Origin of the sequence: Clostridium sp. (assembly GCF_018372875.1) — a bacterium.
Taxonomy (GTDB): domain Bacteria; phylum Bacillota; class Clostridia; order Clostridiales; family Clostridiaceae; genus Clostridium.
This window is the reverse complement of sequence record NZ_JAHAIF010000002.1, coordinates 106,771-127,487: the sequence shown is the minus strand read 5'-3', so window position 1 is coordinate 127,487 and position 20,717 is coordinate 106,771. Positions and strand designations below refer to the sequence as shown.

Sequence of the window (20,717 nt, the reverse complement as noted above, 5' to 3'; positions counted from 1 at the left end):
ATGATTAAATTAGGACCTTTTTCCTTAAAATAGGGACTAACTTACTATTTGCCTACTCTTCAGGGGGATTTTCTACAGGTAATAAGAATTTAAATTCTACAGCATTTTCAATGTTATTTAAAGAGTAATTAAAGCTATGAATATCTAGTATGTTTTTTACTATAGACAAGCCAAGACCTGTGCTATTTTTACTTCTACTACGAGCTTTATCTATTCTATAAAATTTATTGAAAAGTTTATCAATATGATTTTTATCTATTTGGATACCGTAGTTTATTACAGATAGTTCATAAAAGCTATCTTTCATGGAGATAGATACAACGATATCGTTATTTTCAGGGGTATATTTTATTGCATTGGTTATAAGGTTTGTTAAAACCTGTTCCATTTTAAATCTATCTGCCTTTACATAGGAGAAGTTAGTTTTTTCATCAAAAATTATTCGTAATCCATTTTCATTTGCTTCAACAGTAAATTTATTAACTAAGTTTTTAATTAATCTATTAATATTAAAAACTTCTAGGTTTGGCTTTATAACACCTGATTCAAGTCGAGATATTTCAAGCATATTTGTAACTAGAATACTCATTTTTTTTGATTCATCAATTATTGTTTCTAGGTATTCTAGAGCATTATTTCCAGAAACAATACCATCTTTAAGACCTTCAGCATATCCTTCAATTATACCTATTGGGGTTTTTAGTTCATGACTAACAGAATCAACGAAGTCTTTCCTCATAATCTCTAGTTTTCTTTCCTTTTCTATATCTTCTTCAAGCTTCTTATTCTTTTCTTTTAAATCTTGAAGTGCTCCATCTAGGTTACTTGATAAAAAGTTTAAAGTACTAGCAAGATTTCCAATTTCATCTTCTCTGTCAATTGTACATTTTTCATTAAAGTTCATTTGGGACATCTTTTTAGCAACATTATTAATTTTTATAAGTGGTTTAGATATAAGGTTAGTGTATACAGTAGAAAGTAATATTGATATAAATATGAAGCCTATAAATATGTAAGAGTAAAATTCTCTTATAACATCAGAAGCTTCCTCAATAGGTTGAATAGATGTAACTGAAATTAATATTGAATCATTAGTAGAATATAAACTCATAGGAGCTAGAACACCAATTTTGGTACTGTTACTATTAGGATCTATAAAATCTATTGTTTGAGGTTTTCCAGATGCAATAATCTCTTTTCTTAAAGTATTATTCTTTAATAGCTGTTTTAGTGTTCTAACATAGGCTGTATCTTCGCTGTAAGGATCAGAGATATAAAGTGTCTCCCCAGTAATGGAAGAGAAGATACCTATTCTTGAATTTGTTTCACTTTCTAATATAATTAATGCTTTGCCAATGTTATTATAATCTTGAGTTTGATTAGCATATAAGGAAGTAAACCTATTAATATCTTTAACTAAATTATTCTTTTTCTTCAATTCATAAAAGCTTTGAAAAAAGAATGTTTGAAATATAAATATAACAATCATCAACCCAAGTAGAAGGCTAAGAGTAATGACGAATATTTTTTTTGATAAGTTATGCTTCATTATTTCACCTCAAATTTATATCCGCTACCTCTAACAGTAACTATATAGTTAGCCTTATCTCCCAATTTTTCTCTTAATCTTTTAACATTGGTATCTACTGTTCTAATATCTCCATAGTAATCAATTCCCCAAACATTATCTAATATATTATCTCTAGTTAAAGCAATACCTTCATTAGAGGTTAAATATATAAGAAGTTCATATTCTTTTGGGGATAATGAAAGTATATTTTCATATATTTTTACTTCTCTAGAAAGTTTATTTATAACTAACCCATTAAAATCTTGGGTGCTTGAATCTACTTTTTCACTAGTCCTTTTTAATAAAGCCTTTACCTTTGCAACTAAAACTTTAGGGCTAAATGGCTTTGTAATATAATCGTCAGCGCCAAAGTCATATCCTTGAAGTTTATCTTCTTCTTGCCCCTTAGCAGTAAGTAAAATAACAGGAATTGTTGATACTTCTCGTATTTTTTCTAATACAGTTAATCCATCCATTACAGGCATCATTATATCTAAAATTATAATGTCAATTTTATTATTTTTAAATATTTCCAAAGCTTCTTTGCCATTTTCAGCTTCATATACTAAAAAGCCTTCTTTTTGGAAATAATCTCTTAATAGAAATCTTATTCTTATTTCATCTTCTACAATTAAAATATTTTTTTTCATAGTATAAAAACTCCTTTCATCCTTGCTAATATAAGAAGTTAAAGTTATTATCATACACCTTATGTACATTATATAGAAAATTCCAAGGATATAAAATAGAATAATGTAATTATATATTGTAAAGTTAGGTAAAAAAGCTTATATTATATAGATACAATGATTGATAAGGAGATAATTGATGCTTAAGCTGAATTTTGATGTAAAAAAACACTATTTAGATAATGGTTTAGAAATATTAACTATAAAGAAGGATACTCAAATAGCTTCTATAAATTTAGGAGTTAAAGTGGGTGCAATATATGAGTCCTTAGAAGAAAAGGGAATAAGTCATTTTATTGAGCATATGCTTTTTAAGGGGACAAATAAAAGAAATAATGAAGAGCTTAATGATGAGCTTGAATCTTTAGGTGGAGAATATAATGCATATACAGATTATAATTCTACAGTATATACAATAAGTTGCTTAAGTGAAGAATTAGAGAATGCTTGTATATTATTAGGAGATATGATTACTTCATCTAATTTCCCAGAGGAAGAGATTGAGAGGGAAAGAGGGGTAATTCTTGCAGAAATGAGAACAAGCAAGGATGATATAGAAGATTTAAGCTTTAAAAGAGTAAATGAAGTGGCTTTTAATAGTAGTCCATTAAGATATGATGTTACAGGCTTAGAAGAAGTTGTAAAAGGATTTAAAAGAGATGATATTAAAAAGTTCTATAAAAAGTACTATACCCCTAAAAACAGCTTAATAACAATGGTATCATCCCTGGAACATGAAGATGCTAAGGAGTTAATTAGTAGAGAATTTTCTAATTGGCAAGGGGAAGAGGAAGTAGAACATCCTGTAATTTGTGAAGATAATATTCCACTAAGGAAAGTAAGCTATAAAAATGATATGGAGCAAAGTACTATAGTTTATTTATATACATTTTATCATTTAGATAAAAATGATGAGTTAGCACTTAGAATACTAAATCATAGGTTAGGTGAAAGTTCTAATTCATTGCTTTTTAGAGAGGTAAGAGAAAAAAAGGGACTTGCTTATGATATTTATACACATTTAGATATGACAAAGAATGTTAAGACTTTATATATATATACTGCAGTTTCTGATGAAGATGTGGAAGAGGCTATAAGGGCAATTGATGAAACACTAAATAATATAGTTAATGGAAAGGTAGAAATAGGCCATAAGGACTTAGCTATAATGAAAAAGGTTCATAAGACTGCTGTAATATCAACTTTAGAGGACTCTGCTGAACTTTGTAACTATATATTACATCAGGAACTTGAAGGTGAAGATATTTATGAGTTTGTTAAGGATATGGAAGGTTTAAATAATTTAAATAGGGATAAAATTTATAAAGTATCAAAGTTGGTACTAAAAGACCCTACAATTCATATTTTAACATCTCCAAAGGAGTAGATTATAAATGAGCAAAATTACTAAGATAGAAGCTCAAAAAAGAACAAAAGATAGGGTTAATATTTATATTGATGAATCCTATGCCTTTTCTGTAAGTACGGAACTAGTATATAGGGAGGGATTAAGGAAAGACTTAGAAATAAATGAAGAAAAGCTTAAAAAAGTAGTTAAAGAAGACAATATAATAAAATGTAAGAATACAGCTTTAAGAATAGTAGAAAGAAGCTATAAAACTGAAAAAGAAATTATAGAAAAGCTTTTTGAAAAAGGTTATGAAAAAGATGAAATAGATAAAACATTAGAGTTTTTAAGAGAATACAAATTTATAAATGATGAAGCTTATACAAGGATGTATGTTAAGGATAGGGCTAAAACCCAAGGTAGGGGGAAAATAAAATATGCCCTTATGAAAAAAGGGGTAGACCAAGAGGACATAGAAAGTGCTTTAGAAACAATAGATAAAGATGAAGAAAAAGAAGCAGCATTAGAGTTAGCTAGAAAAAGATACCTAGTAATTTCTAAAAGAGAAAGTGATAAATATAAGCTTTGGAATAAACTATGTAGATTTTTAGTAGGTAGGGGATACGACTATTCTTTAGTAAAAGAGATAGTTAAGGAAGTTGTCAATGTAGAAGAATTAGAGTAAGGGTGAGCCTATGGATTTATTTAACTTAGATATTCAACAGCTAGTCTGTTTAGGTATAATTATTTTTTCTATAATTACATGTGTTAGAAAAGTAGTTTATAGTAGGGATATAAATGAAGCAGTAGACCCAATTTTATCAGGTTGTTCAACTATAGTAACATTTTTCATAATTCTTTATTATTATGAAAAGTTTGATGTTATGGTTAGTAATTTATTAGATCAAGTGTTTCAAAATTCAATAAGAGATAATGGATTAGTTCATGTTGTTTTTTTAGTGGGAATATTTGCTGTAGTTAAATTTATTATATATTCATTACTTAAATTAGTTCACTCATTTTCACTAAATTCTGCTTTAAATAAACTAAGATACAATAGCCCTTTTCTTATAATCTTTTCTGTTATATTTGGATTTATAAAGGGAGTTATTTTTATTGTTTTAATATGTATTCCTTTAGTTTTATATAATAATTTAGTAGGGTCAAACTATAGGATAGGTATATTAGATGGACTTAAGCCCTATGATGCACTAGAGGAAATGGTAGATAGTAAAAAGGTTCAAGTTATTTCAAATGGATTAAGGGAGAATATATCTAGCAACAAAATAATTTATTATAATGGTATTACCTTAGATGAAGGGGTTAAATCTAATGAAAGCATAGATAATAAAGCAAAAGCATTAGTTTCTAGAGATAGTAGTGATAGAGAAAAAGCTAGAAGTCTTTATAGATGGGTTGGAAGTAATGTAAGTTATGATGATGAAAAGGCGGATGCTATAATGGAAAACACATCCTCCTTTGAAAGTGGAGCAATACCAACTTTTAGAGATAAAAAAGGAATTTGTTTTGATTATGCTTGTCTTTATACAGCTATGTGTAATGCTGTAGGATTAAAAAATAGAATTATTGTAGGTGATGCTTACAATGGAAGTGAGTTTGTAAGTCATGCATGGAATCAGGTATACCTTGAAGATGAAGGCAAGTGGATAAATGTAGATCCAACTTTTTATATCTCAGGTAATTATTTTGATTCATTAAACTTTGAGGAAACACACAAAACTAAAAGTATAGCAGGAGAATTTTAAATTAAAAAATAAAAGACACCAAGTTTAAAGAAGCTTGGTGTCTTTTATTTTGCTCAATATTAAGAGCGTTAATATAAAAGGAGCTATACATTAATTAGTTAGTGCAGTAGCCTTGTGAAACATTATTTATTTTTTTTAATCTTAGATATTATTAGTTTAATTGCTTTTTCACAGTCATCATCATCATTATTTAATGCCCAAGCCATATTAAAGTTAACTAATGCTTTATTAGAATCCTCTTTCATGGCATAGCAATACCCTAAATTAAAATAATATTTGCTATCTTTTTGAAGAGATAAAGCATTTTGTATCATGGAAATAGCATTATCATAATCTTTAAGCTTAATGAAACAAACTCCGGCATTATAGTAGGAGCAAGCTTCATTTTCTTTTTTAGAAACAGCTTTTTTATAACAATCTATAGCTCTTAAATAATCTTGAGAGTTGTAAAGTTTATTGCCTTCGCTAAAAAAATTCATAGTTTCCTCCATAAGTATAAAATATAAGTTCATTATGATTATAGACATGGGCAATATAATATATACATATTTTTCTATCAATATTCATAATATAAATAAATATTTTTAATAAATGTATAAATGTTACAAATTTTTAAATCATTCTTAAATTTTTGTTGCCTTTCTTGAAATAAGTTTCAAGGAGTTTATAATATAGTTTGGGGTAAAATTTACTAAAGTAGGTGTATTTATGAAGAAGTATAATATGGGGCTAGATGTAGGATCAACTACAGTAAAATTAATAGTATTAGATGGTAATGAGAATATTGTTTACAGTGAGTATAGAAGGCATTTTTCAGATATTAGAAGCACAATAATTAATTTAATTAAAGAGGCTTATGATGTTGTTGGAGAGTGCAAAATTACAGTAGGTGTAACAGGTTCTGGAGGACTTTCTGTATCAAAGTGGTTAGATGTAGACTTTATTCAAGAGGTAATAGCATGTACTAAAACAGTAGAAGAACTTATACCAGAAACAGACGTAGCAATTGAATTAGGTGGGGAAGATGCAAAGATTACATACTTTAAAGGTGGAATAGAACAGAGAATGAATGGTACTTGTGCAGGTGGTACAGGTGCATTTATAGATCAAATGGCAACCCTATTGAATACTGATGCAATGGGGTTAAATGAATTGGCAAAGGGACATAGTGTTATATATCCAATAGCTTCTAGATGTGGAGTTTTTGCTAAGACTGATGTTCAACCATTAATTAATGAAGGAGCTAAAGCAGAAGATATAGCAGCATCGATACTTCAAGCTGTTGTTAATCAAACTATTAGTGGACTAGCTTGTGGGAAACCTATAAAAGGAAATGTAGCATTTTTAGGAGGGCCATTATACTTCTTATCTGAATTAAGAGAGAGATTTATTGAAACTTTAGGATTAGAGGATCATGAAGTGATTTTTCCTGAAAACTCTCAGCTTTTTGTTGCTATAGGGGTTGCACTTTTATCAAGAAATAAAGAATTTATTAGCTTTAAAGAATTGTGTAAGAGAGTTGAAAACATCTCAAATATAAATGAAGAAGAAGTAGATAGATTATCACCACTTTTCAAATTACAAAGTGATTATGATGAATTTGAAAAGAGGCACTCTAAAGCAAAAGCAAAAAGAGGAAAACTAGAGGATTGTATAGGTGGTGTATTCCTAGGTATAGATGCAGGGTCCACTACAACAAAAGTGGTGTTAATTAATAAAGATGGAGAAATAGTTTATGATTTTTATGGTGGTAATGGAGGAAATCCTTTAAAGAAGGTTATAGAGATATTAAAAGACCTATATTCCAAGTTGCCACAGGGAGTAGAAATTATTAATTCAACAGTAACAGGATATGGTGAGGCTTTAATTAAAGCTGCATTACATATAGATATAGGAGAAATTGAAACAATTGCACATTATAAGGCAGCAGATTACTTCTTGCCAGGAGTTGATTTTATACTAGATATTGGTGGACAAGATATGAAATGCCTTAGAATAAAAAATGGAGTTATAGACTCAATTTTACTTAATGAAGCATGTTCATCGGGATGTGGTTCTTTTATTGAAACTTTTGGTAAATCTCTAAATATGAAGGTAGAGGATTTTGCTAAAGAAGCAATAAAGTCAAAATCACCAGTTGATTTAGGATCAAGATGTACTGTATTTATGAATTCAAGAGTTAAACAAGCCCAAAAAGAGGGTGCAGAAGTAGCAGATATTTCAGCTGGACTTTCATATTCAGTAATAAAAAATGCATTGTTTAAGGTTATTAAAATACGTGATGAAAAAGAAATGGGAGAAAAGATAATAGTTCAAGGTGGTACATTCTATAATGATGCCGTTCTTAGAAGTTTTGAACTTATATCAGGAAGAGAAGCAGTAAGACCAGATATAGCTGGGCTTATGGGAGCTTTTGGAGCAGCTCTTATTTCTAAGGAAAGATATGTAGAAGGAGAAAAGTCTACTATTCTTTCAAAGGAAAAGGTTGATAGCTTCCAAATGACTTCTGACTTTAGAAGATGTGGAGGTTGTGGAAACAACTGTCTTTTGACAATTAATAAATTCTCTACAGATGAAGAATTTATTTCTGGAAACAGATGTGAAAAAGGATTAGGGGTAGATAAGATAAAAGAAGAAGTTCCTAATATGTACAAGTATAAATTTAAAAGAACTTTTAATTATATTCCATTAAAAAGGGATGAAGCCAAAAGGGGAATTATAGGATTACCAAGGGTTCTTAATATGTATGAAAACTACCCATTTTGGTTTACACTTTTAACTAGTTTAGGATTTAGAGTAGAGCTTTCTCCAGTTTCAAGTAAGAGTATATACGAGCTTGGAATAGAAACAATACCATCTGAATCTGCTTGTTATCCAGCAAAAATTGCTCATGGACACATTATGGCATTAGTAAATAGGGGAATAAAAAATATATTCTACCCATGTATTCCTTACGAGAGAATAGAGTTTAAGGATGCTAATAATCACTATAATTGTCCAATGGTAACATCCTATCCAGAAGTAATAAGAAATAATATGGATGTGTTAAAAGAGAAGAATATTAAGTTTATTCAACCATTTTTAAATTTGGAAGAAAGAGATGCATTACCAGAAAGAATGGTTGAAGAATTTAAGGACTTCAATGTAACAATGGATGAGGCAAGAAAGGCAGTTGAAGAAGCCTATAAAGAAAGAGAAAACTTTGATAATGATATAAGAAATAAAGCTAAAGAAGTATTAGGTTATTTAAAGGAAACTGGAAAGAAGGGTATAGTTTTAGCAGGAAGACCATACCATATTGACCCAGAAATTAATCATGGTATACCTGATATAATTAACTCCTTTGATATGGCTGTGTTAACAGAGGATAGTGTGGCACATTTAGGTAAGTTAGATTCACCATTAAGAGTTGTTGATCAGTGGATGTATCATTCAAGATTATATAGGGCTGCGAGTTTTGTAGCTAATAATGATTCATTAGAATTAATTCAACTTAATTCTTTTGGCTGTGGTCTAGATGCAGTTACAACAGATCAAGTTTCAGAAATTCTTTCTTCTAAAGGAAAGATATATACATGCCTAAAAATTGATGAAGGTAACAATCTAGGAGCTGCTAAAATAAGAATAAGATCTCTAAAGGCTGCTATGGAAGAAAGAGAAAGAAATGGATATGTGCCTGTAGAGGAAAAAATAGAGTTTAAAAATCCTACATTTACAAAAGAAATGAGGAAAAGACATACTATTATTGCTCCTCAAATGTCTCCAATTCATTTTGATATAATAGAGCAGGCAGTAAGATCATGTGGATATAATTTAGAAGTACTTCCTGCTATAGATAGTGAGGCTGTAGAAGAAGGGTTAAAGTATGTTAATAATGATGCTTGTTATCCATCAATAATAGTTGTAGGACAAATAATACATGGTTTAAAATCAGGCAAATATGATGTTAATAATACCTCTGTAATTATTACTCAAACAGGGGGAGGATGTAGAGCAACAAATTATGTTGGGTTCTTAAAGAAAGCATTAAAGGAAGCAGGATTCCCACAAGTACCTATACTATCTTTAAATACTGTAGGACTTGAAAAACAACCAGGTTTTAAAATCACATTACCTTTAATTAATAGAGCTATCATGGGGCTGGTTTATGGAGATTTATTCATGAGAGTTCTATATGCTACAAGACCTTATGAAAAGGTAAAGGGCTCTGCCAATGCTTTATATAAAAAGTGGAATGAAATAGCTAAAGACAATGTTAAGAATGGTAGTAAAAGAACATTTAATAAAAATATAAGACAAATAGTTAGAGAATTTGATGAGTTAGAGTTATTAAATATAAAGAAACCTAAGGTTGGTTTAGTAGGAGAAATTCTTGTTAAGTTCCATCCAACAGCTAATAATAATGTTGTTGATATAATTGAAGAAAATGGAGCAGAAGCTGTAATGCCAGATTTAATGGATTTCTTCTTCTACACAGCATATGACGAGGACTTTAAGTATAGATACCTTGGTGACAGTAAGGCTAAGAGAAATATATATATGATGGTCATAGAGTTCTTAGAAAGATATAGAAAAGCAATGAAGAAAGCTTTAAATGAATCTAAGAGATTCCATGCTCCAGCCCATATTAAAGATTTAGGAAGAATGGCATCACAAATACTTTCCTTAGGAAATCAAACTGGAGAAGGATGGTTTTTAACAGGAGAAATGATAGAACTTATTGAAAGTGGTACATCTAATATAATTTGTATGCAGCCATTTGCTTGCTTGCCAAATCACGTAACAGGTAAAGGAATGATAAAGGCACTTAAGGAAAAGTATCCTGAAGCAAATATAGTAGCAGTAGATTATGATCCAGGAGCTTCAGAGGTAAATCAATTAAACAGAATTAAGTTAATGCTTTCTGTAGCATTTAAGAAGCTTGAAGGTGAGATGTTTATAGACTTACCAGCACATAAAGAAGCTAGTATAACAGAAGAGACTTTAATAACAATAGAATAAAAATGAAAAGCTGTATCAAAATAATTATTACTTTGATACAGCTTTTTTAAAATTTTCTTACCTTTAGTATGAAGGGAATAGATATTTATTTTTCTGTGACTTAGAGCTTGCGACGGAACAAGCAAAATAAATATCTATTCCACCTTTTTAATAAGTTATTTCTTCAGTACTGATTTTGTAATTATCCTCTTTATAAGTTTTTGCAAAAATTGATATTGCAGAAATTACTGTGAATAAATAGCTTACACCTAAATCTTTCAAGAAAGCACTTTTTATTTCAGCAATCTGTAACAATTCAGGAATATCTGATAAACAGTCTAATAAAGAAGCTCCTATATTTTTGAATTCTGAATATAATGAAATTCCAAGAGACAAGTAATTTGCAAGGAAAACCATAAATATAATAATAACTGAAGTTATTATAACACCTGAAATGTTAATTCTACCTCCAAACTTTTTATATCCACCTATACAACAAAATACAAGCAGTATTGCACAAAGTGCAGAGATATATCCTAAATAGTTTACAAACATCCATACTGCAACACCTATTAAAGAACCAAGACTTCCACCAATTATTCCTAGAGGAATGTTATTTGGAAGTTCTTTTACATATTCTTGTTTATAAGCTATATCTGCATGTACATTATTTTTGCAGTTATCACAGCATAGCACTAGTGTTCCATCAATTACAAAGGGTGAAATACTAGCTACTTCCCCGCATAGGCCACAGCAACTTGAAAGATTGTTAATTGATAGTTCATTAGTAATTTTCTTTAGTATTTCAAGAAATTCATCTACAAAAAGATCATTTATCTTTTTAGGTGTATAACTAACAATAATGTTTGAGTTAGAGTAAAGTGCATCATTTATTTTATCATAATCAATTTTTAAGTTATCTAAGAAATATAATAATTTCACCTGTGTATAACTTTCTGAAAGCTTTACTGGTAATACAAGATTATATGTATTTTTGTTAGCAACTATAGTAAAGTTAAAGCCTTCTATAGAACCAATAACAGCCTCTTTATTTCCCAAAGGATTAAGATTAATTTTCCCACTTAGATTATTAAGAAATTTGTCTTTCATATTTACCCCCCTAAAAATACAAATATTACCTTTAGATTATATAACAATATAAAGTATATTTGCAAATATATGTAATCAATTTAATGTTGATATAAGGTTATCTTAAGGATATAATGATTTATCATAAAGTAATAGGAGAAGAAGATGGAGAAAGTAAAGTTTACTTTAAATGAAATAATTACTATAGTAATGGCTATGATAGAGCAAATTGAGGTGTATGAGATTTCTGGAATAGATGAAGAGATATATTTACCTAAACCTATAGAAGATAAAATGAATTTATTAGGTGAAGATGAAATAGAAAAGTTTTATAATAGTATAAATTCAATAGTTAATGAGGTAAGAGATTTAAAAAGTGGCGAATTAAATATGTTAAACAATTTAAGGAGTGAAATCTCATATATTGCTAATGAATATTTAGAAGATTATATTATAAATTAGTATAGGTTTAAAAAAAAATATGGTATTATTATATTAATAAGTTATTTGGAGGCGATGAAATGGGTATTTATGATAAGCTAGTTGGCAATGCTACTATGGGAGCAGATTTAAAATATGTTAATGATCATATTTTAGATGGGGAAGAAGTAATAGCTTCATTTCAATTTATAAGAGATTCTATAATTCTAACTAACTTAGGGTTATATTTAGTTGATGTACAAGGTGTAACTGGTAAAAAAGTAGAGGTTAAATTTTTCCCAGGGAAGAATATAAAAAGTGTTACTTATGAAACAGCAGGTAATTTTGATCTTGATGTTGATGTTAAAATTGGTGTTGATGGAAATACAGTAATGGCTACAAGTGGAGCTTTTTATAGTGCGCCTATTTCTTTTAAAGTGCCTAAAAAGCAAGCAAATGAAGTTAAAGAAATAATTAAATTAATAAAAAAGCATTATTTATGTAAATAAAAATTAGAATCCTTTACCGTAATAGGCAGAGGATTCTTTTACATATTTATAACTTTATATCTAGAAAGGGAATGAGTATAATGATTTACAAAGTATTTGGAGACACAATTGTAATGAGATTAGAAAAGGGAGAAGAAATAATTTCAGCAGTTACAGAGTTATGCAAAGAAAAAGCTATAAGTGCAGGTTCTGTATCAGCTATAGGTGCAGTAGATAATGTGGTTTTAGGCTTGTATAAAGTAAAGGAAAAGAAATATTATTCTAGTGAGTATAAAGAGGAAATGGAAATGACAAGCCTTACAGGTAATATATCAGTAAAAGATAATGAGCCTTATTTACACTTTCATGCAAACTTTGGTAGGGAAGATGGAAGTGTAGTTGGTGGTCATTTAAATAAGGCTGTAATTAGTGCTACTTGTGAAATAATAATACATAGAATAAATGGAGTTATTGGTAGAAAATTTGATGATGAAATAGGATTAAATGTAATAGAGTTTAATTAGAAAGTGTGTGAAGAGCAAAAATTAAGAACCTTTAAAGTAAAAATGAATAAGATAAAATATGATTTAAATAATTTATGGGGGGATTAGGATGAATCCTTATGAACTAATAGTAAAGGTTCAACAAAGAATGCAGCAAGACCCTGCTTTCGCACAAAAATTTGCTCAACTTACTCAAGATCTAAATAACATACCTGGACTTCAACAGGAAGTTATGAGAATAATGCAATTAGATGAAAAGAAGAGAAAAAAGGCGTTAGATAAGTTACCTGATAATGTAAAGAGAACAGTAAAGGAAATGTTCGATCTTTTAAATAATTAATTGAAATAAAAATCACAGAGGGTTATGCTCTGTGATTTTTATTTTATTTTTTTAATTCTTGTACACCTGAAACTGAAGCATCTCCATCTAATTTAAATGTGTCTTTAGCTTCTTGGTTTTGGAAGTATATGTTTCCTTGTACCTTTGTATTTGAGATTTTAAAGTTCTTTCCTTGAACGTATATATCTCCAACAAAAGTACCACGTTTTAATTCAACATCATCAGCAGCAATTGTTAATCTAGGTGCAGTTAGTGTAAATTCTTTAACTACATTTTGATTTTCATCAGTTGCATAAAGTGAAATATTACGTCCTACTTTTCCTTCTGGAATAGTTGTAAGTTTTGAAACAACTATGTCCTTATCAGTTTTGATATCGTTTTGAGGTATTACTATCCAAGGACCAGTTTCATTTAAAGCTTCAACTAAAGTAACATCATCTGTAACCTTAGATGGGGAAGTAATTATATCAGGTTTTTCTGTACCTGTTGAATTCCCAGGATTTTGACTTTGTTCAGTAGTTGGTGGAGTGCTGTTATTACCGTTATTGGTGTCATTATTTTTATCATTACTACATCCAATTAGAAGTGTAGATCCCATAAGAACTGCTGCTAATATTTTTCCGTACTTCATTATATATTCCTCCTTGTTATAGAATTCACATCTAGTATGTGGAGAAACATATAGAATTATTTATAGTAAACCAAGTTTATATTTGCTAAATGAAATTCTGGCTGTTTCTATCATATCGTTCCAAGATCCAAACTTAGTATTTTTTTGCACATAGGTATTAAACTCATCAATATTAATATTTTTTAAATCTTCCTCTGTTGTAATTTTAAAATTACTAGAGTTAAAAAAATCATCTATAGAGTCAAATTTACTAAACTTACTCATGAAATCATCCGATAAGATGATTTTATATAAATCTATGTCTTCACTAAAGTCGTTATCACTACTGGATAATGTCATATCTTTCACCTCCTATATATTATAATACCATCAAGTAGGAATAGATAAATACTATAATAGTAAATATTAATAAATTTTTAAAAATTATAAATAATAGGGTCATGACTAAATAAAGCGAAAAAGGTATTTAATTATATTAAAAAGTTTGTATAATTGTATGTGAGGTGAAATAAATGAATAAAATAGTACCTGGAATCTACAGACACTTTAAGGGAAATGAATATAAAGTAATTGACATAGCAGAGCATACAGAAACTGGTGAAATGCTTGTTGTATATAAGGCTCTATATGGAGAGTTTAGAACCTTTGTAAGACCTTTAGATATGTTTTCAAGTGAAGTAGACCATGAAAAATATCCAGAAGTTAAACAAAAATATAGATTTGAATATGTAAGGGAGAGTTAAGATATGAATATAACATTCGATGAAAAAACTAAAGAAGCTTTAAAAGATATACTAAATAATAGTAGTGAAAATTACATAAGAATAAAGGTTTTTAGAGGCTGTGGAAGACCTGCATATGAAATTTATCCAAGTTATAAAGGTGAAGAGGATATGTTAGCAGAAATTAATGATATTCCTTTTGTATATAACAAGGAGGATGAAAAGATGGTGGATGGAATAGAAATAAAGTATGATAAAGAAACTTACATAAATGGATTTTATATAAAATAGGGGAAAAAGCTTATGAAGAAAACACTATACTCTAACACAGTGAAAATTGTACTATCAGCTACAATTTCAATTATAATAGCAACAAGGTTAGGTTTAGAATTTAGTGTTACTGCAGGAATTATATCAATATTAAGCATACAAAGTACTAGGGTTGAATCTATATCAGTTGCTATAAAAAGATTTACTGCAGTATCTATAGCAATATTATTATCTTATTTTCTATATTTACTTCTTGGTACTAATCCAATAGTTTTTGGACTATTTCTTTTAATATTTGTTCCAATAACAAAAAGATTTTCCCTGCAAGAGGGGATGGTAGTTGGCTCTGTTTTATCTACCCATTTACTAGTTAGTAATCCAATAGATATTTATTGGGTTATAAATGAGTTTGTACTAACCTTAATTGGCATAGGAGTAGCTCTTATATTTAATTTATTTACTGAGTCTTTAGATCATAAGTTTGAAGAGAATAAAGAAAATATTGAAGAGGTATATAGAAAAATACTTTATTCTATGGGGGAAACTTTAATTACTCATGCTGTACCAATAGATGAACAGAGGGTTTTAGAAGAGATAGAAGAAAATATTGCTTCTACAAAAGCATTAGCTTTAGAGATTAATAATAATTATCTATTTAAGGAAAAGACACAATTTATTAAGTACATAGATATGAGAATTATGCAGATGGACACAATAAAAAGAATGAAGAAGCATTTTCAAAGATTTTATATGAAGTATGAGCAAACTAAAATGCTTTCTGACTTAACTAAAGAGGTAGCAAATAATTTGTCTGAAGAAAATGACTGTCTTGAGCTAATTAATAAGGTTAATTTTTTAAGAGATATATACAAACAAATGGATTTGCCAAAGAGTAGGGATGAATTTGAAAATAGGGCATTATTATTTCAATTCCTAAATGATTTAGAGGAGTTTTTGCAAATTAAAAGAGAGTATTACCTATCAATGCACAAATAGCTACTCTAGTATAAGTATTTTATGGCTAGTTTTTACCATAATCGATATAAGTTTACAAAATATAGAAGAATGATGTAAAATAATACTTAATATGATATAAAATATTATGGGCTAAAAGGGGATGAGATGGTGCCAATAAATACTATGGATTTATTAGGAATTACTTTTAATGAAGAAATAATAGGCAATATGATTGTAGGGTTAATTAATAATTCTAATAATTTTAAAAATGCATTTGGTAAGCATATATTAGAGATACCAAATATATGTGATTTTGAAGTAAAAGCTTATACAAAAAATGCTACATCAAGAGGTATACCAGATATTATTGTAACTGCTGAAAATGCAGATGAAATTATTATATCTGTTGTTGAGGAAAAATTAAAAGCAAATAGTGGTCATAATCAAACCTTTATTTATACTGAAGATGTAGTTAAAGAAGAACTTATTCAAGGATATGATAATAAGGAAGTTAAATTCAAATGTATCTATTTAACGTTGATTGAAGACGAGCTTAAGGGAAATGGTGGGTATATTAGTAAAACTTTTAAGGATTTAATAAATGATGTATGGGTAGAAATAGAGGATGAAGGGCTAAATAGGTTATATAAAGATTTTGGTGCTAATATGATTAGATATTATAGTATTAAAGAGCTTCCAAGCAATACACAGTCTATAAATATTCTACTTGATAGTAATGAAAAGGAAAAGATGTTTATACACTTTAGGACAATGCTGCTTTCATTAGATTACCCAGATAATTTATTTGTAAAGTTCTTTGGAAAAGGATCAGGGGGAGATGAACTAAGCTTTATATCTAACTTTGTAAAGAATAGGTGGATAGGTGAAGAAGCAAAGTGGGAACATGGATTGTATGAAGTTGGAGAAGAAACTTATGAAATTCATATTGAAGCAAAATTCCATGTTACTAGTGAGAAATTGGTATTATATGTACATTATGAGCCTAATCCATATGTTACAAGATATAAACTTAAAAATGTTGCAAATAGTATAAATGTTGATGCCTTTGAAAAAAGAAGAAATTTAGTATTAGAAGCTGTACATAATGAAATTGATAAACTAGGAGATACTCACGTTAGAAAGTATAAAGGTATAAATACTATAGCTTATGTTGAATTCTATTTTAAACAAGATACAACTATTGGTGCTTTTAAAGAAGTATTTATGAAATATATATATATGCTGTCTCGTATTATTGATAAATCTTTAGATATTGTTGATGATAATAGGGCAAATATAAAATAAGATATAATTAAAGAACTAAAGATAAATAGGTGATTACAAATGAATAAAAGAATTAGAAGAGCTTTATTTCTTCTTAGGCAGAGAATAAGTCCGCAATTATTGACATTTTTTCTGATATTGATTATTGGAGGTATTACACTTTTTATTAGACCTATAATTGGTGTTGCCGATAATGGAGATTATTTTAGAATAATGAGTAGTAACGATTTATATCATTTGCCAGTAGAAGAAGAGGATAAGATTTTAGGATATTTTAATAAGGATTATGGCATTTATGAGTATCATAATGAATCAGAAACTTTATTGATATCTACTCAATCATTTTTTATAAAACTTGCTTTAGGAATAAATAAAATATTCTATAGTAATAAAATATTTGATATAAGATTTTTAGGGGGATTACTACTCTTTATACACTCCATAGCAGGATATTTATTAGTAAAAGTATTTACATCATATTTAAAAAAAGAAAGATTAAAATATCTAATTTCTTTATTATATGTTGTAATATTTTGTGATACTGGATATATATCCTACTTCAATTCTTTCTATGGAGAAGGAGTAGTAGTCCCTACGTTTTTATTAAGTGTAGGAATAATTCTATATATTATAAGATTTAATAAAATAAATCTGTTAAATATTATTTTATTTTCATGTATTTCATTATTGTTTTTTGGGGCTAAACAGCAATTAGCACCTATTGGTATATTAATAGCAATACTTATTTTAAAAGTAGCATTTTCTACTAAAGATAAAATCATAAGAACAGGTTCTATAGTATTATCCATTATATTTGTAGTATCTGCAGTGTTCTTTTACAAATCTATTAAGGGAGATTTTGATTATATAAATAGGTTTCATGCAATGAATAGAGGAGTATTATTATATGAGAATGATTCTGAAAAAATATTAGAGTACTTTGGAATAGAGGGAAGTTATTCCTTATTAGAGGGGGAAATATTTTATGAGGAAACACCATCAATCTCTCCATATGATGAAAGGTTATTAGAAAACTTCTATAATAAATACTCTATTGGATCAATTATAAAATATTACGTAACCCACCCATCTGCTTTTAAAAAAGTATTAGATATGGGATTTAGTAAGGCTTATGAAATAAGACCAGAGGCAATGGGAAACTTTGAAAAGATGGAAGGGAAAGAATTTGGAGCAAAAAGTAATTTCTTTGTATTATGGAGCACATTAAAGAAGTTTATAATGCCTAAAGGACTTTTATTTGCAATATTGTATTCAGGAGTATATTTTGTTTATTCTTTTAAAAGATATAAAAAAGCTCTTAATAACCTAGATAATAAATCAATTCTCATTGAAGATTGTTTTATATATGTATATTTGGCAGGATTATCTCAAATATTTATATCTGTAATAGGGGCAGGAGATGCAGATTTATCAAAGCATGAATTTCTATTTAATTTAAGCTTTGATTTGATTTTAATAAATTTTATTGTACAAATGATAAAAAATAGAGGAAAGGAAGTTAACAAAGGATGAATGATTATAAAGTAAGCAACAAAATAGATATATGTATGAGTTTACTTATAGCATATTTTTTAATATTGTCCATTTCTTTTAGTTACTTAAACTTAGGTTCTGAAATTGAGAATTATATAATGGTTACACTTGTAATGATTGTAGCTTTAGCAAGTTATTATTTAAGTAGAACTTTTGTTTTAGTGATAATCTTAATAATAGACTTTGTTTATACCTCATATAACTTTTTAATTTCAGTTGTTTCAGATGTAAAAATAGGAGAAGGAGTTTTTTTCTGGATAGTTATAATACCTGTAACTGCTCTGGTTGTATCTTTTTTATCAGAAGAAATTAAAAATCTTGAAAATAATTATACAAAGATAATTTCATATAATGAAAAGTATATAAAGGTAGATATATCAACTGGACTAAGAAATATAAGTGCTTTTATGGAAGAAATGCCTGTATATATTAATCTTTATAAAAGATATAATGTGCATGTAAGTTTAATTCTTGTGAGAATTAAGCATGGAAATAGGCTTGCAAAGATTGTAGGAAAAGAATATTTTAATAAGGTTTTAGTTAAGTGTTCAGAGGAATTAAGTGATTCTTTAAGATTTGAGGATAGAAAATATATTCTAGATGATGACACATTTGCTTTTATTATAATTTCAGATAAGGATGGAACTAGTATTGTAAAAAATAGATTGAAAAGGTCTATAGGTGAATTAAGTATAGGAAAAGAAGAATTATATAATGATTTAAATATAGAAGTTCAAGTAGGTTCTTACACTATAAATGAAACAATAGAAGATTCTATGGAATTTATTGAAAGAGCTGAGAAGGAATTAGAATATGATGTTTAAAAAAAAGAGTTTAGTATTCTTTTTAAGTATAATGCTATTTACTATTTTTTCTGTTAGAACTATAAAAGCAGATACTGAAAACAAATATTTTCTTATTATATTTGATAGTTACAAGGAGTTTACAGTTAATGATAATTTGTTAAATAAATTAGTAAGAGTGATGTTAACAAGTGGCTCTGACTTAAAAATAAAGAGGTGGGATGAATATACTAATGATGATGTGGCTAATGCCTCAGGGATTGTAGTTTTGGCCATTGAAGATGAGCTGAATAATAAGGTTAATAGTATAAAAGAGAATAATTCAAATGTAGTTACATTTAATAAAAGTAATTTTAACATGATACATAGTGGTAATGAGCTTATTTTAAAAAGATATATAGAGAGGGAATTTAATATAGATAATTCTAAAAAAGGTACTTATCTTGTTTTGAAAAATGTTTATCCATATGATAATTTAGAAGACCTGGTTAAAAAAGTAGAGTATTTAAAAGAAAGAGGAGTTAACTTTATTATAGATGCCATGCCAGTGTTTAATAATCAAAATTTTGATTCAATGAAAAGATACACTGAAGCCTTAAGGTTTTGTGCTGCAAATGGAGGAACAATATTTATATCATCCCCATTGATATATCAATCTAAATATATTAATGAAAATGAACTTATTAATAAAATGACCTTAGCATATGAAGGGTTTGTTAATTATTGGGTCTATCCAATGGGGCTTACAGTACCCAATGAGTGGATATATAGTTATGATAAAGAAAACTTTATAAACAGAAGCAATACAATTTTTCTTTGGAATAATAGAGATATAGGAAATTTAAATATAAGAAGTCATAATATTAAAGGAATAAAGAATGTTCTTGTAGAAGAGGAATGGAAAAAACTAAATAAGGAATATTACCATGGAGTAGCTTTATCTATTGATGGAAACACCGAAAATGATTTGTTTCAAAAAACAGTAGAAGAAATGTTATCATCAGGAATTGTTTTTTCAAATCCTACTAAAAGAATGGATACGGAGATTTCTTTTGGTAACTATAAAACTGAAGGGAATTATAAAGGGACATTTCTAAATGGAAAAAGTGTATGTACTGAAAGGTTTATATGTAATAAAGAATATAGTAAGGCCTTTATTAATGAAGAAATAGAAGAAAAAGATAAGGTGAGTTTAAGTGCCTTCAATAAAGGGATATTTGCTATTACATTAATAGCAATATGTATTTTTATAATTTTCTTTTTTAATAGCAGAAGAATTGATAAAAAGAAATATTTCAAGTAG

Annotated in this window: 21 protein-coding genes; 15 read left to right on the top strand and 6 right to left on the bottom strand. The window is 28.2% G+C overall.

What is annotated here, in order from left to right; translation table 11 throughout:
• Positions 1-52 precede the first annotated feature (52 nt).
• Both KIB46_RS01265 and KIB46_RS01260 read right to left on the bottom strand, forming a co-directional pair.
• Positions 53-1,549, bottom strand: coding sequence for a HAMP domain-containing sensor histidine kinase (locus KIB46_RS01265; protein WP_291670164.1), 1,497 nt, complete (start codon positions 1,547-1,549; stop codon positions 53-55).
• Positions 1,549-2,220 carry a response regulator transcription factor gene (locus tag KIB46_RS01260; protein ID WP_291670162.1) on the bottom strand — a complete coding sequence of 224 codons (672 nt, stop codon included), beginning with the start codon at positions 2,218-2,220 and terminating at the stop codon, positions 1,549-1,551. Before KIB46_RS01260 ends, KIB46_RS01265 begins: the two co-directional genes overlap by 1 nt.
• A 178-nt stretch (positions 2,221-2,398) precedes the next feature.
• On the opposite strand from KIB46_RS01260, the gene KIB46_RS01255 reads away from it, so the two are divergent.
• Genes KIB46_RS01255 through KIB46_RS01245 form a run of 3 tightly spaced genes read left to right on the top strand, consistent with a single transcriptional unit; the run spans position 2,399 to position 5,373 of the window.
• On the top strand, positions 2,399-3,646 hold the full coding sequence (locus KIB46_RS01255) for a pitrilysin family protein (protein ID WP_291670160.1): 1,248 nt from the start codon (positions 2,399-2,401) through the stop codon (positions 3,644-3,646).
• Positions 3,647-3,653: 7 nt separating this feature from the next.
• On the top strand, positions 3,654-4,292 hold the full coding sequence (gene recX / locus KIB46_RS01250; protein ID WP_156559338.1) for a recombination regulator RecX: 639 nt from the start codon (positions 3,654-3,656) through the stop codon (positions 4,290-4,292).
• Positions 4,293-4,302: 10 nt separating this feature from the next.
• Positions 4,303-5,373, top strand: coding sequence for a transglutaminase domain-containing protein (locus KIB46_RS01245; RefSeq protein WP_291670158.1), 1,071 nt, complete (start codon positions 4,303-4,305; stop codon positions 5,371-5,373).
• A 122-nt stretch (positions 5,374-5,495) separates the two neighbouring features.
• On the opposite strand, the gene KIB46_RS01240 is transcribed toward KIB46_RS01245, so the two are convergent.
• Positions 5,496-5,852, bottom strand: a complete 357-nt coding sequence (locus tag KIB46_RS01240; RefSeq protein WP_156559337.1) for a CDC27 family protein — start codon at positions 5,850-5,852, stop codon at positions 5,496-5,498.
• Between the two features lie 229 nt (positions 5,853-6,081).
• Here KIB46_RS01240 and KIB46_RS01235 point away from each other — a divergent pair, with 229 nt between their 5' ends.
• On the top strand, positions 6,082-10,374 hold the full coding sequence (locus KIB46_RS01235; RefSeq protein ID WP_291670155.1) for a 2-hydroxyacyl-CoA dehydratase: 4,293 nt from the start codon (positions 6,082-6,084) through the stop codon (positions 10,372-10,374).
• 147 nt (positions 10,375-10,521) lie between these two features.
• Here the strand turns inward: KIB46_RS01235 and KIB46_RS01230 are convergent, their stop codons facing one another.
• Positions 10,522-11,463, bottom strand: coding sequence for a hypothetical protein (locus KIB46_RS01230; RefSeq protein ID WP_156559333.1), 942 nt, complete (start codon positions 11,461-11,463; stop codon positions 10,522-10,524).
• 144 nt (positions 11,464-11,607) lie between these two features.
• Between KIB46_RS01230 and KIB46_RS01225 the strand changes: the two genes are divergently transcribed.
• The 4 genes from KIB46_RS01225 (at position 11,608) to KIB46_RS01210 (ending at position 13,193) form a co-directional block, all read left to right on the top strand.
• On the top strand, positions 11,608-11,904 hold the full coding sequence (locus KIB46_RS01225) for a hypothetical protein (protein WP_156559331.1): 297 nt from the start codon (positions 11,608-11,610) through the stop codon (positions 11,902-11,904).
• A gap of 59 nt (positions 11,905-11,963) precedes the next feature.
• Positions 11,964-12,371: a PH domain-containing protein gene (locus tag KIB46_RS01220; RefSeq protein ID WP_156559330.1), complete on the top strand. Its 408-nt coding sequence runs from the start codon at positions 11,964-11,966 to the stop codon at positions 12,369-12,371.
• A gap of 80 nt (positions 12,372-12,451) precedes the next feature.
• A complete protein-coding gene (locus KIB46_RS01215; RefSeq protein WP_156559328.1) occupies positions 12,452-12,874 on the top strand; it encodes a PPC domain-containing DNA-binding protein in 423 nt (140 codons plus the stop codon).
• A gap of 88 nt (positions 12,875-12,962) precedes the next feature.
• The gene (locus tag KIB46_RS01210; protein ID WP_027097917.1) at positions 12,963-13,193 is read left to right on the top strand and encodes a hypothetical protein; all 231 of its coding nucleotides are present in this window, start codon (positions 12,963-12,965) and stop codon (positions 13,191-13,193) included.
• Between the two features lie 43 nt (positions 13,194-13,236).
• On the opposite strand, the gene KIB46_RS01205 is transcribed toward KIB46_RS01210, so the two are convergent.
• Both KIB46_RS01205 and KIB46_RS01200 read right to left on the bottom strand, forming a co-directional pair.
• The gene (locus KIB46_RS01205; protein WP_291670146.1) at positions 13,237-13,824 is read right to left on the bottom strand and encodes a hypothetical protein; all 588 of its coding nucleotides are present in this window, start codon (positions 13,822-13,824) and stop codon (positions 13,237-13,239) included.
• A gap of 60 nt (positions 13,825-13,884) precedes the next feature.
• Positions 13,885-14,163 (bottom strand): hypothetical protein, encoded by a 279-nt coding sequence (locus tag KIB46_RS01200; protein ID WP_156559324.1) that lies wholly within the window; start codon positions 14,161-14,163, stop codon positions 13,885-13,887.
• Positions 14,164-14,336: 173 nt separating this feature from the next.
• On the opposite strand from KIB46_RS01200, the gene KIB46_RS01195 reads away from it, so the two are divergent.
• From KIB46_RS01195 to KIB46_RS01165, 7 genes are all read left to right on the top strand, one after another.
• Entirely contained in the window at positions 14,337-14,567 is a 231-nt protein-coding gene (locus tag KIB46_RS01195; protein ID WP_156559322.1) for a DUF1653 domain-containing protein, read from the top strand.
• Between the two features lie 3 nt (positions 14,568-14,570).
• A complete protein-coding gene (locus KIB46_RS01190; protein ID WP_156559320.1) occupies positions 14,571-14,837 on the top strand; it encodes an iron-sulfur cluster biosynthesis family protein in 267 nt (88 codons plus the stop codon).
• Positions 14,838-14,849: 12 nt separating this feature from the next.
• The gene (locus KIB46_RS01185) at positions 14,850-15,812 is read left to right on the top strand and encodes an aromatic acid exporter family protein (protein ID WP_291670142.1); all 963 of its coding nucleotides are present in this window, start codon (positions 14,850-14,852) and stop codon (positions 15,810-15,812) included.
• A 126-nt stretch (positions 15,813-15,938) separates the two neighbouring features.
• Positions 15,939-17,078 carry a hypothetical protein gene (locus KIB46_RS01180; RefSeq protein WP_291670140.1) on the top strand — a complete coding sequence of 380 codons (1,140 nt, stop codon included), beginning with the start codon at positions 15,939-15,941 and terminating at the stop codon, positions 17,076-17,078.
• Positions 17,079-17,117: 39 nt separating this feature from the next.
• Positions 17,118-18,590, top strand: a complete 1,473-nt coding sequence (locus KIB46_RS01175) for a hypothetical protein (RefSeq protein WP_291670139.1) — start codon at positions 17,118-17,120, stop codon at positions 18,588-18,590.
• Positions 18,587-19,435 carry a diguanylate cyclase gene (locus KIB46_RS01170; protein WP_156559312.1) on the top strand — a complete coding sequence of 283 codons (849 nt, stop codon included), beginning with the start codon at positions 18,587-18,589 and terminating at the stop codon, positions 19,433-19,435. The genes KIB46_RS01175 and KIB46_RS01170 overlap by 4 nt, the downstream gene beginning before the upstream one ends.
• Complete coding sequence (locus KIB46_RS01165) at positions 19,425-20,717, top strand: hypothetical protein (protein WP_291670133.1); 1,293 nt, start codon at positions 19,425-19,427, stop codon at positions 20,715-20,717. Before KIB46_RS01170 ends, KIB46_RS01165 begins: the two co-directional genes overlap by 11 nt.

What these genes read in the sequence shown, in the direction of transcription:
- KIB46_RS01265 (WP_291670164.1), bottom strand. Translation starts at nt 1,549, where the DNA reads ATGAAGCATAACTTATCAAAAAAAATATTCGTCATTACTCTTAGCCTT.
- KIB46_RS01260 (WP_291670162.1), bottom strand. Translation starts at nt 2,220, where the DNA reads ATGAAAAAAAATATTTTAATTGTAGAAGATGAAATAAGAATAAGATTT.
- KIB46_RS01255 (WP_291670160.1), top strand. Translation starts at nt 2,399, where the DNA reads ATGCTTAAGCTGAATTTTGATGTAAAAAAACACTATTTAGATAATGGT.
- recX (WP_156559338.1), top strand. Translation starts at nt 3,654, where the DNA reads ATGAGCAAAATTACTAAGATAGAAGCTCAAAAAAGAACAAAAGATAGG.
- KIB46_RS01245 (WP_291670158.1), top strand. Translation starts at nt 4,303, where the DNA reads ATGGATTTATTTAACTTAGATATTCAACAGCTAGTCTGTTTAGGTATA.
- KIB46_RS01240 (WP_156559337.1), bottom strand. Translation starts at nt 5,852, where the DNA reads ATGAATTTTTTTAGCGAAGGCAATAAACTTTACAACTCTCAAGATTAT.
- KIB46_RS01235 (WP_291670155.1), top strand. Translation starts at nt 6,082, where the DNA reads ATGAAGAAGTATAATATGGGGCTAGATGTAGGATCAACTACAGTAAAA.
- KIB46_RS01230 (WP_156559333.1), bottom strand. Translation starts at nt 11,463, where the DNA reads ATGAAAGACAAATTTCTTAATAATCTAAGTGGGAAAATTAATCTTAAT.
- KIB46_RS01225 (WP_156559331.1), top strand. Translation starts at nt 11,608, where the DNA reads ATGGAGAAAGTAAAGTTTACTTTAAATGAAATAATTACTATAGTAATG.
- KIB46_RS01220 (WP_156559330.1), top strand. Translation starts at nt 11,964, where the DNA reads ATGGGTATTTATGATAAGCTAGTTGGCAATGCTACTATGGGAGCAGAT.
- KIB46_RS01215 (WP_156559328.1), top strand. Translation starts at nt 12,452, where the DNA reads ATGATTTACAAAGTATTTGGAGACACAATTGTAATGAGATTAGAAAAG.
- KIB46_RS01210 (WP_027097917.1), top strand. Translation starts at nt 12,963, where the DNA reads ATGAATCCTTATGAACTAATAGTAAAGGTTCAACAAAGAATGCAGCAA.
- KIB46_RS01205 (WP_291670146.1), bottom strand. Translation starts at nt 13,824, where the DNA reads ATGAAGTACGGAAAAATATTAGCAGCAGTTCTTATGGGATCTACACTT.
- KIB46_RS01200 (WP_156559324.1), bottom strand. Translation starts at nt 14,163, where the DNA reads ATGACATTATCCAGTAGTGATAACGACTTTAGTGAAGACATAGATTTA.
- KIB46_RS01195 (WP_156559322.1), top strand. Translation starts at nt 14,337, where the DNA reads ATGAATAAAATAGTACCTGGAATCTACAGACACTTTAAGGGAAATGAA.
- KIB46_RS01190 (WP_156559320.1), top strand. Translation starts at nt 14,571, where the DNA reads ATGAATATAACATTCGATGAAAAAACTAAAGAAGCTTTAAAAGATATA.
- KIB46_RS01185 (WP_291670142.1), top strand. Translation starts at nt 14,850, where the DNA reads ATGAAGAAAACACTATACTCTAACACAGTGAAAATTGTACTATCAGCT.
- KIB46_RS01180 (WP_291670140.1), top strand. Translation starts at nt 15,939, where the DNA reads ATGGTGCCAATAAATACTATGGATTTATTAGGAATTACTTTTAATGAA.
- KIB46_RS01175 (WP_291670139.1), top strand. Translation starts at nt 17,118, where the DNA reads ATGAATAAAAGAATTAGAAGAGCTTTATTTCTTCTTAGGCAGAGAATA.
- KIB46_RS01170 (WP_156559312.1), top strand. Translation starts at nt 18,587, where the DNA reads ATGAATGATTATAAAGTAAGCAACAAAATAGATATATGTATGAGTTTA.
- KIB46_RS01165 (WP_291670133.1), top strand. Translation starts at nt 19,425, where the DNA reads ATGATGTTTAAAAAAAAGAGTTTAGTATTCTTTTTAAGTATAATGCTA.